At 57.4% G+C, this 10,632-nt stretch carries 10 protein-coding genes; 4 read left to right on the forward strand and 6 right to left on the reverse strand.

Annotated elements, in window-relative coordinates; all coding sequences use genetic code 11:
• Nucleotides 1-1,217 (forward strand): calcium-binding protein (locus A8B82_RS17335; RefSeq protein ID WP_268873835.1); only part of this gene is annotated, 1,217 nt, incomplete at its 5' end.
• Here the strand turns inward: A8B82_RS17335 and A8B82_RS17340 are convergent.
• Both A8B82_RS17340 and A8B82_RS17345 read right to left on the reverse strand, forming a co-directional pair.
• Nucleotides 1,207-2,430 (reverse strand): glycosyltransferase, encoded by a 1,224-nt coding sequence (locus A8B82_RS17340; RefSeq protein ID WP_067295240.1) that lies wholly within the window; start codon nucleotides 2,428-2,430, stop codon nucleotides 1,207-1,209. The two genes, A8B82_RS17335 and A8B82_RS17340, sit on opposite strands and share 11 nt — an antisense overlap.
• Complete coding sequence (locus tag A8B82_RS17345) at nucleotides 2,427-3,638, reverse strand: glycosyltransferase (protein WP_067295241.1); 1,212 nt, start codon at nucleotides 3,636-3,638, stop codon at nucleotides 2,427-2,429. Before A8B82_RS17345 ends, A8B82_RS17340 begins: the two co-directional genes overlap by 4 nt.
• 199 nt (nucleotides 3,639-3,837) lie before the next feature.
• On the opposite strand from A8B82_RS17345, the gene A8B82_RS17350 reads away from it, so the two are divergent.
• Together A8B82_RS17350 and A8B82_RS17355 are read left to right on the forward strand one after the other, a co-directional pair.
• A complete protein-coding gene (locus A8B82_RS17350; RefSeq protein WP_067295244.1) occupies nucleotides 3,838-4,785 on the forward strand; it encodes a glycosyltransferase in 948 nt (315 codons plus the stop codon).
• A gap of 49 nt (nucleotides 4,786-4,834) precedes the next feature.
• Nucleotides 4,835-5,917 carry a glycosyltransferase family 4 protein gene (locus A8B82_RS17355; RefSeq protein WP_067295247.1) on the forward strand — a complete coding sequence of 361 codons (1,083 nt, stop codon included), beginning with the start codon at nucleotides 4,835-4,837 and terminating at the stop codon, nucleotides 5,915-5,917.
• Here A8B82_RS17355 and A8B82_RS17360 read toward each other — a convergent pair whose 3' ends face one another.
• Nucleotides 5,918-6,586: an ABC transporter ATP-binding protein gene (locus A8B82_RS17360; RefSeq protein WP_067295250.1), complete on the reverse strand. Its 669-nt coding sequence runs from the start codon at nucleotides 6,584-6,586 to the stop codon at nucleotides 5,918-5,920. It lies immediately after the preceding gene.
• A 9-nt stretch (nucleotides 6,587-6,595) separates the two neighbouring features.
• Nucleotides 6,596-7,681 carry a capsule biosynthesis protein gene (locus A8B82_RS17365; protein ID WP_235604723.1) on the reverse strand — a complete coding sequence of 362 codons (1,086 nt, stop codon included), beginning with the start codon at nucleotides 7,679-7,681 and terminating at the stop codon, nucleotides 6,596-6,598.
• Between the two features lie 420 nt (nucleotides 7,682-8,101).
• Here A8B82_RS17365 and A8B82_RS17370 point away from each other — a divergent pair, with 420 nt between their 5' ends.
• Complete coding sequence (locus A8B82_RS17370; RefSeq protein WP_082899354.1) at nucleotides 8,102-8,905, forward strand: ABC transporter permease; 804 nt, start codon at nucleotides 8,102-8,104, stop codon at nucleotides 8,903-8,905.
• Between the two features lie 123 nt (nucleotides 8,906-9,028).
• Here the strand turns inward: A8B82_RS17370 and A8B82_RS17375 are convergent, their stop codons facing one another.
• A complete protein-coding gene (locus A8B82_RS17375; protein WP_067295253.1) occupies nucleotides 9,029-9,886 on the reverse strand; it encodes a sulfotransferase family protein in 858 nt (285 codons plus the stop codon).
• 34 nt (nucleotides 9,887-9,920) lie between these two features.
• A complete protein-coding gene (locus A8B82_RS17380; protein WP_067295255.1) occupies nucleotides 9,921-10,430 on the reverse strand; it encodes a hypothetical protein in 510 nt (169 codons plus the stop codon).
• Nucleotides 10,431-10,632: the final 202 nt, after the last annotated feature.

Consider the following 10,632-nt stretch of genomic DNA (forward strand, 5'->3'; position numbering starts at 1 on the left):
CGACACCGACACCGACACCGACACCGACACCGACACCGACACCGCCGGACCCTGAACCAACTCAGCCGACAAGCCCTACCGATACACAAATGCCCGGCGAAGCGCCGACACATCCGGCCTGGGTTAATGAACCGAACCTGACCTTGACGCGCCGCCCAGGAGACCTGAACGCATCAAATACCCCGGACATGATCCGCACGACAGGCAATGCGGATGGTGTTTTTGGAAACGCGGGCAACGACACCATCGAATCCGGTGCGGGTGATGACCGGGTCAGCGGCGGTGGCGGCAATGACCTGATCCATGGTGGCGGCGACAATGACCTGCTGCTGGGCGGAAACGGGTTCGACACCCTCACCGGGGGCGATGGCGCGGATTCGCTGTCCGGGGGCGATGGCGCGGATTCGATCCTTGGCGGGAATGGAAACGACATCATCCTTGGCGGCTCCGGATATGACTGGATTTACGGCGGGGCGGGCGATGACACCATCTGGTCCGGTTCCACCCCAGACCGGGTCTTTGGCGGGGACGGCAACGACTGGATCAGTGCCGGGATCAACTTTGGCTTGAGCGTCGACGGCATTTTTGGCGAGGCAGGCAACGATACCCTTTTCGGCAATGGTGGTTTCGACCTGCTGAACGGCGGCGATGGCGACGATGTTCTGGACGGCGGCCATCAGGCCGACAACCTATATGGCGAGGCCGGGAACGACACGCTGCTGGGAGGTCCGGGCCTTGACCGGCTGTTTGGTGGCACCGGCGACGACATGCTTTCAGGCGGTGACGCAGGCGATGGCCACTTCGGGCAGGAGGGCAACGACACCCTTTGGGGCGGCGAAGGTGGCGACCGCTTCTTTGGCGGAACCGGCAATGACATCGTTGATGGCGGCACCGGGAACGACACGATCTATGGCAACGCCGGTTTTGACACCTTGATCGGCGGGGCGGGCAATGACACGCTGAGTGGCAATTTCAATGCCGACACATTTGTCTTTGCCGACAACCACGGCCATGATGTGATCGCGGATTTCGATGCGACAAGCGCGTTGGAATTGATCGACTTTTCCCACCTGTCCCGGTTCGCAGCTTTCGCAGATGTGCTGGCAGATGCCCGTCAGGCCGGTTCGGACGTGATCATCGAATCCGGTGGCAGCAGCTCGATCCGTCTGGTGCAAACCGACCTCGGTGACCTGGACGCAAGCGACTTCATCTTTTGACCTCGGCCAGAACGTCGCCGACGATGGTATCGAATTCCCGCGCTTGGTCGTCAAAACTGGCGACTGAATGCACGGCCTGTTCGCGGGGATGCCCGTTGATCATCTCTTTGATCTGAGTTTTCAACTGGCTTGCCGGTGCGCCGATCGGAATCAACCTGTCGGAAGAAACCGCACCATGTTCCGTTGTGCCGCCGCTGTCGGTCTGGATCACGGCAATGCCACGGGCCAGCGCTTCGCGAATGGCCAGGCCAAAGGTCTCTTTCCACTGCGACATGAACAGCAACACGTCGATTTCGGCATAGAAATCGTCCATCTTCTCTTGCGAGAACCTCGGATGCACTTCCCAGTCGCCGGGCAGGTCTTTGAACGTATGGTCCTTCCACCAGGTGCCATCCAGCGATCCGTCCACCAGGACCATGCGGAAGTCATCGGTATCGAGGTCGGCAAACGCCCGTTTGATCAATGGCCAGCCCTTGATCTGTGATGGCCCGCCGACAAATCCAAAGCTCAGCCGGTTGTCCTTTTCCCGGCGTTTTGCCTGCCGCTGGAAAAAATCCTGCTTCGGGTGGTGCACCCCGTTTTCCCATACCACCCCGCTGCCGGGTGCCAGACCGGAAGCCTCGCACAGATCCAGAGCAAAACTGCTTGGGTAGGTAATGCGCGCCGCTTTCTCGGCGATTTTCTGAACATGGTCAAACCGCATCTTTGCCGCCCAGAAATTATCAACACAGCCTTTGCATTGTTCGATGCGGACCGGGTTTTGACCGCAATACTGCTGATCCACCTTGATCATGAATTGACGGTCGCAGATCCACCAGAAGTCATGAATGCTGAGAATAACAGGTACATTCTGTGTTGCCGCAGCGGTCAGGATGCCGGTGCCCATATCCTGGATGCAATGGGCATGCACAAGGTCCGGTTGCAGCGTTGCCATCAGCTCCGCCAGTCGCGATGTCACGTTGGGGTTATCGTAAAGCTCGCCATAACTACGGCTGGCCGGCACGTTGATCAGGTAGTTTGTGATGCCATTCTGCTCTGACTTGACCACAACGTAAGGGGCCAGATCATAGCGGCAGCACATGGAAACGGCGGTCACCCGGTAGTCATGGTTTCTGATCAGGGCATGGGCGACCTGTTCTGCCACCACGGTCGCACCACCATAGGAGAACGGCGCGAAAAAGACATTCGCGAGCAGAATATGGGGTGCGCTCATGCCTCGACCCACTTCAGGATTTCGGGCGAAATGATGTGCGCCCCGTCTGATCCGTGCCAACGGGCCTCCAACTCGTCCCGTGCAGCCTGTCCCATTTTGCGCTGCAACGCGGGATCGGCCGCCAGCGTTTCCAATGCGTCGATCCAGTCAGAGGGTCGGGCAGAAACAAAGCCCGTTTTGCCATGCTTTACCACTGCGGCCAGATCCCCGACCGTCCCCACCAGCGAAGGTACGGCCACCGCAGAGGCATCCAGCACCCGCACGGCAGACTTGCAGCGGTTGAAAATATCATCGCACAGCGGCATCACCGCGCAATTCGCCCGCGCAAGCGCTTCGAGATAAAGGGCATAGGTCCCGAACTTTGTCGTTTCCACCTGTTGGATCAGACCCTCTGGCAGGTGTTCGGGTTTGAAATGACCAATCAGCATCAGACGGCGGTTGGGATCATCCATGATGAAGGCCGCCAGCGGCTCCAGAATTTCGGCCAGATCAATCTCGTGGCCCTGTGAACCGCTCGCAAAGGCGACACGAAAAATACCATCGTCTTCGGGGCGGGTCGCAATCGCCAGACGCCCCGCATCCAAGGTTTCCTGATCCGCAAAATTCCTGCGCAGGTGGACGGGCCTGGCGGTGTAAAGCCCGGTATGTTCCACCATGCCCGGTGTCGACACCTGCAGAATGTCCGCGCCGTTCATCATGCCAAGGTATTTTGGCGCTTCCGAAAGGAAATGCGCCTTCAGTTTATCGCCGACGGATTCCATGTTGCGGTAGGTTTCATAGGCAGAGACAGAGAACAGGGGATCGTCCAGATCGTACAGCACCGGCAACCGCAGCCGCCGGGCCTCGTAGCGGAACATTTCGGTCACCGGCATGGTTTGCAGGCGATATTCCATCAGATGCGTTGCGTTCTGCATGATACGCGACGCGCGGGGAACATCCTGGTAATGCGAAAATTCGAAATCGACACCGCGCCCCTGCCAGAACGCTGCCAATTGCTCCACCCGATACTTGCGGCACTGCGGCAAATTCAGATCACCGATCATCGCAATCTGGCGGCGTTTCTGCAAAACGGCGGGGGCCGTCATGATATGAAACGCCTCTTTGCGGGCAAGATCCTGCCAAATGCCATGCAGGTATTGGTCGTCAGATCGCGCAATTCCCTGCGCCGTCTGACCAATCGTACCCGCACCCAGTTTGCGCAACTTCATCCCGGTGTAAGTGCGCGCCTTGCGGAATGCTTCTCCTGGTCCTTCTTCGCGATAACTGGAAATAAAACGTCGGATCAAATTAAGTCTGAAAAGTCTTGCCACAAAAGTGTTCCCTTGAGCTTTCCGCCGCGGCACGGATAGTCTAGTTCAGGCCGAATATCTACACCATTCGTGGTCCCGGAATGGACGGACATACCGCATGACGCCCCCCGATAACCTCCTGCCTTCCAAGGATGTGACCCTGTTGATGGGTGTTCACAACGGTGCCGCGTTCCTGCCTGAACAACTCAAAAGCATCTCGGAACAGACCTACCCGCATTGGCAGGTGATCTTCAGCGACGACGGTTCAACCGATGACACTGCATCGGTCTTGAGGGCCTTTGCCGCGGATCACCCCGGACAGGTCGTTGTCAAAACAGGCCCTGAACAGGGGTTTTCTGCCAATTTCATGCAGTTGATACGCGACCTTCCCGACGATCCGAACCATGTCGGATTTGCCGATCAGGATGACATATGGATGCCGGACAAGGTGGCGCGCGGCATGGCGGCGCTGCGCGACAGTGGCCAGACACCAACGCTTTATGCGGCGCGCAGCTGGTATTGGCGGCCGGAAACAGACCAGCGACACCCGTCACCCCTGATCGGGCGGTCATGCTGTTTTCGCAACGCCCTGATTGAAAACGTTGCATCGGGAAATGCAATTTTGCTCAATCCTGCGGCAGCGCGCCTTGCCAGAGAGGCCGCGCAGGTGACCGACCGCGTCTTTGCCCATGACTGGTGGCTCTACCTTCTGATCACCGGTGCCGGAGGCCGGGTCATCTTTGACAACGGGCCCCCCTGCCTGCTGTACCGGCAACATGACGCCAACGTGATCGGCGCAGGACATAGCCTGACACAACAGGTCAGACGCAAACTGGCGGTTCTGCGTGGTGCCTTCTCTGACCGGCTGCAAAGCAATATCGCGGCGCTGGGTCAGGCGCGCAGCTTGCTGACCGAGGAGAATCGGAAAATCCTCGATGAATTCTCTTCTGCACGCGGTGCCTCGATCTTGCCCAGGCTGACTGGATTGCACCGCATTGGACCTTATCGGCAAACTGTCCTGGGCAATATCGGTTTCTGGGGGGCCGCAAGCCTTGGCCGAATCTGATCCATTGCCAAACGTCCTTCTTGTCGGAGGGGAGGGCATCCCCTCAGGAGTGCCGCGCCATATCTGCCATCTCGCCAAGGCTTTCGACGGCATTGCAGATGTGACGGTGGTAAGCGACATCAACCTTGGCGGTTATGATGCGCTGACAGAACTGGGAACCCGCCACATAGCTTTGAACGGCCTCAGCAGCAGGCTGTCGCTGGGGCATATGTGGCGCGGTTGGCGCGGCTTTCTGGGATTCCTGCGCGGGTCACAGGCGGCGCTCACCTGGATTCACCCCCGGTTTCCCTCTCTGATGGGGCGCATGGCCTTGGCGCTGAGGCTTTGGCGGCCCGACGGTGCCACCGCATTTACCATTCACGGATTGCCCTTTGGAAAGGGTCACAAACCCTACGCCAGCTTCCTGTCCCTGACACTGGAAAAGGCCTTGCTGCGTGCCTGCCCGCCAACCAACATCATATTCCTCTCCCAGGATATGGCTGATCGTGCGCGCGAAATGATCGGGGCTAGGCGCCTGGCGCGTCATGGCATTCATGTGCTGCCGAATTGTTCCGACCTGGGCGAACTGCCGCCATTTGCCCGCCCGAAGGACCCCACCCTGGTGATGACCGGACGCGCCGGTCGACAGAAGAACTACGCATGTGCTGTGCAGCTGATGAACCACTTGCCGGAAGACACTTCGCTGATGCTGTGCGGTACTGGAACCGACACCGCAGAGTTTCAGGCCGAAATCGCCGGCCTTGTCTCCGCGGACGCGCGCGCGCGGATCTATTGTGTCGGACCGGTGCAGGATGTTCGGCCCTTGCTGAGGGCCGCAGACGCCTATTTGCTGACATCCCGCTACGAAGGAACGCCCATCGGCACACTTGAGGCCTTTGAGGCTGGGCTGCCCATCATCCTGGCCGACTTCGAGGGCGCAGATGCGCTGGTCGCCAGGCATCCGTTGGGGATCAAGTTCGACTCTTCTGATCTGGAAGCCGCCGGAAAACAGATTGCCGAATTTCTGCACAATGCGCGAAGCGCCGACCGCAGTCTGCGGCAGCAGATCAGAACGGTCTGGCAACGCGAATGGTCACCGGGCGTCTTTGATGAAAGGGCGCGGACCTTGTTGCATCGGCTGTTGGAGGGCTGATTACCGGTTCGGCGGCTGCTTCATCTGCATCTCGTGCAGCTCCAGTGCCTCTTCGATGTCCTCGAAAAACTGGAGATCACCGTTTTCAAGGACGCAGGCCATGTTACACATCCGGCGCACCATCGGGGGCGAGTGGGTTACGACGATGGCGCCCGATCTCTCCATGCGATCATCGAAAACAGCAGCCGATTTCGCGCGAAAGGCTCCATCGCCGACCGCCGTCACCTCGTCCACCAGATATGTATCGAACGGAATCCCCATGGAGACCCCGAATGAAAGGCGCGCCCGCATGCCAGAGGAATAGGTCCGCAAGGGCATGTGCATATGCCCGCCCAGTTCGGCAAACTCGGTCACGAACTCAAGCAGGCTGTCCGTGTCGTATCCGTACAGCCGGGCGACAAACCGGGTATTCTGCGCGCCGGTCAAATCAGGGTGAAAAGACCCGGCAAAGCCAACGGGATAAGAGATGCTTCCCGTTGACAACACCCGCCCCGAGGTCGGCCGGATTGTCCCGGCAATGAGCTTCAGCAGAGTGCTCTTGCCCGCACCGTTGCGCCCCAGCAAGGCAATCGACACCCCGGTCGGAAACGTCGCGGTCAGGTTCTCGACGATGGTCTGATAGCCTCTTCGCGTCCGAAAATACTTCGTCAGGTTTTCCAACTGGATCATCGGACGCTCCTACTTGCGGTCCCGCAAGCTGTAGAAGACCAGGCACAGGATCGCCCATACGAAGAAGCTGAACAGCAACAGGAACAACATGATCTTGATCCGTTTGGGGTGTTCCGACTTTTCGGCCAATGTCGGCTTCACATGGGCCGCAAGGTATCTGCTTTGCTTGCGGACCTCTGCCAGCGCGCCGTCATGAGCGGCCAGGGCGGCTGTATAGGCCTGTTCGGCAAATTCGCGGTCCACGATCAAACCCTCGTATTCGCCAACAAGGTTGGCAAAGGCTTCACCACTGCCGCCCTCTTCACCGATGCCAAGCTTGCGCCGTTCGGATGCGATTCGTGCGTTGATCACCTCGATCCGGCGTTCGGCCTGCGTAACACGGGGGTCATTTTCGCGCGTGGTGTCTTGCAACAAATCGTACTCGATCAGCGAATCCGCCAGCTGCTGCTGCAGGGTGACGAGCAGACCCATCTGATTCTGGGTGTCGATGCTGGGGTCGACGATCTGGGTCCTGTTGCGGAACTCCGTCAGTGTCCGGCGGGCATTCTTCAGCCTTTCAACTGCGTTTTCCAGTTCCTCCAGCGTGTATTTGATGGAGTCCTGCCGGGCGATGCTGGACAGCGCGTTGATCATGGAATCACACTCATCAAGGATGGCCTGCGCAATTTTCTGCGCATCCACCGGATCAAAGGCCAGAACCTCCAAGTCAATCAGGCTCGTACCGCTGTCATAGACAATAGAAATCATCTGGTCCCAATGATCCTGGAGATCTTCAATCGTTCCCGACGGATCAAAGGCAAAGAAGGGGTCCTGTTCCACATCGACACGGGACCAGATTGCACGCAGATCAACCTCGGCATTGACCTTGCGGACCAATTCCTGACTGGACAGGAACGCGTAGAGAATATCCGTGTCCGATGAACTGGAGCCGGACAATTCCGTTATGCCGCCCAGAAGCTCGATGGCCGAACTCTTTTCCTCCGTCCGAACGGAAAATCCTACGTCGGATGCGTATTGATCCGCCGCTCGGGTCCAAAGGTAGAAAGCCGTGAAGAACGCAGGCACAAGGACGACAAACACAAAGGAAGACAGCAAAAAGACGTGGCGGCCCTTGGTTTGCGCCGGAATGGCGGTCCTTCCAACAGAGATCTTGGCCTCTCCGGGCTGCTGACGTGGGGGCGCGGGTTCTGCCAGATCGGAATCAACCTTGGCACCGGTGGCCGGCCTGGGCGGGGCCGGCTTGGCAGCAGGTGCCGGATTCTGCGGCTTCGGGTTTTGCGCAGGTGCTGACGGTTTCGCGGCGTCCGGCACTGCTCTTGATGCAGGCTGGCCCGCTTGATTTTCCGCTTTTGCGGCTGTTTTGTTCGGTGTGTTCGGCTGAACGTTTCCGGCCGGCTTGGGAGTTTGCGCTTTGGGTTCAGCCATTGGGATGTCTTTTCTGTTTTAAGAACTTGCCTTATCCCGCGTACCGTTACATCAGAACGCAGGTGGTATCCAGACTGGAGGGATGGCCCGATGTCGACAGATCAAACAGCCGACCTGCGTGAACAGCGAACGCCATTCGCTTCCTTCAGAGCAATCATGGCGCTGGTCCTTCGGGAAATTACAACCACCTATGGGCGTTCGCCCGGCGGGTATGTCTGGGCCGTTCTTGAACCGGCGGCCGGTATCGCTTTGCTGACAGTCATTTTTTCGATCGGCTTCAGATCACCACCACTCGGGACTGTTTTCTCCCTTTTCTACGCCACCGGCATCTTGCCGCTTTTGATGTATGGGGATCTGTCGGGAAAGCTGGGCCAGTCAATGCAATTCAGTCGGGCGCTGCTGGCCTATCCCAGGGTGACTTTCGTTGATGCGCTTATCGCGAGGCTTCTGCTGGGCCTGGTCACGCAATTGTCAGTGAACTGCATCGTCGTGATCTTCATTCTTTCGATCTCCAACGTACCGACGACCTTTGATTTTACGAAGATCGTGACCGCCTACACCATGCTCATATTTCTGGCGACCGGGATCGGCACATTGAATTCCTTCCTGATTCTATCATACCCGATCTGGCAGACCGCCTGGGCAATTCTGAACCGGCCGTTATTTATCATTTCATGCGTTTTCTTTTTGTTTGAAGCCGTTCCAGAGCCTTACTCCAACTACCTCTGGTACAATCCGCTCGTACATATCGTCGGTATGATGCGAGACGGGTACTATCCGTTCTATCATCCAAACTTTGTCTCAGTCGCCTATCCGATATTGGTGGGCCTGGTCACAATGATGGCAGGGCTTTTTCTGCTCCGGCGCTACCACCGCGAAATGATGGACAAATAAACCGGCTAGAGCGTGCCGCGCTCTTTTACAGCCACACGACGCGCTCCAACTTCTTGATTTCGCCATCCAAGGAACTCAACACCGATTCCTACTTTTGAGCGATATGATCCAGCCGTGGGCCCGTCAGCCCCATTTTTCAGGCAAAGTGAATCCTTCGGCTTCGATTTCCGAGCGTATGCGCTTGATGTCGTCTGAAAACAGCTCGGGGAAGAATGCAGGCATCTCGTGTTTGACGCTTTCGGTAAACCGGCGGTCGAGGATCGCTTGGGAGTAATTAAAGGCTGGAAGGCCCAGAAATTCTTCAATCTGCCGCAACATCCCACGCTGGTCCGCATGGATGTCCTCATAAAAGATGACTTTTCGCTGTTTGGGGTCCAGCCCCTCACGCATGGTGCGCAGAACCTGACCGTATTCGGCGTTTCGCCAGATATGCGGTCGGCGCACGAATTCATTGAACTGATCAGGGCTCCATGTGTTCAGTTTGTCCACGCTGCCGGTGATCTGAAGGTGGAACTTGGCATGGCTCCACAACCTCTTGATCGGGTCGCGCATGGTATACAGCACCCTGAGATTGCTGCATTTTGCCGAAATTTGCGGCCATGCCTCCACCGGAAGCTGGGCATTGAGGTTCGAGAAGTCGCAGGCATAAATCTCGCGGTCGCGCATCTGGAACAGGTTGCGATACCAGAAATCGTCTACCGGCCGGTTCAGATAGGCGCTGATCCAATGCAGGTTTTTCTGGATCGCGTCGATATTCGCTTTTTCGGGGTCATACCGCATCAAGTACCGGTTCTTTGCCTCTGTCAGCCGGTACTTTTCGCTCAGCATATTCTTGTCCACGTACTTGTGGTAAAAATAGTGGATCTCTTTCTCCAGCGCAAAGTGGAGCGCGGGGTGCTGTGCCAGAACGGCATACAGCCAGGTTGTCCCGGCTTTCATGGCACCGATGCTCAGAAAGAGGTTGTTGAAGGTCTTGGGCATTAGTCGATTTCCGATCTGACGTCTTCTTTGCTGCTTAGGCAGCTTTGGCACTTGTGAACCGGTCCTGCGTGGCGCGGTACATCCGATGATATACATCGGGTTTGAAATGGTTGAGGTCGATCATGTCCTCTGTACCGTCGATCAACGCCGCCGGGTCCCGCAACATGACATTGCCGCGGCCCTTTGCCACATTTTTGAGCGCTGTGTTCAGACGTTGATGATAAGGATGTGACAGCTTGTTCGGGTCCGCGAAATGCAGGGGACCACGTTCTGTCGCAAGGCTCATGACGACTTCGGCGGTCGTATTGTGCGCCAGCCGCTTGCTCTGCTCCAGATTGGCCACGTCGGGCAGCCGGTTCTTTGTGAAATTCCGCTGGTTGGTGCGATTCACCAGTGCCACGGTCCGGTCAAGGTGCGCTTCGCCGTCGTGTTCGAAAATGACCTTCACGTTGGACTGCCGCAGAATGGCTGCTGTGTCGCCGCCGGTGCTTTTCGCGGCTTCAGCCTTTTTTTCGGTGACTTTGTACTCGGCAAGGCGGTTCAATAATACGCCCTCCGTTGCGGGAGAGTATAAGGCGTCTTGAACGATCGAAACATCAACAAACCTCAATGCTCACTGCAAAAAATAATTCCCCCCTGTCATAGGGGGGAATTTCAAAAAGGTGAAGCCGCAGACAATGTTCCTGTCGGCAATTTTACGCGTTCCTCAGAAGATGAAGTCGCTCGCATCGAGGTCGGCCAGCAGC

The sequence above is a fragment of the Sulfitobacter sp. EhC04 genome, from assembly GCF_001650875.1.
GTDB lineage: Bacteria > Pseudomonadota > Alphaproteobacteria > Rhodobacterales > Rhodobacteraceae > Sulfitobacter.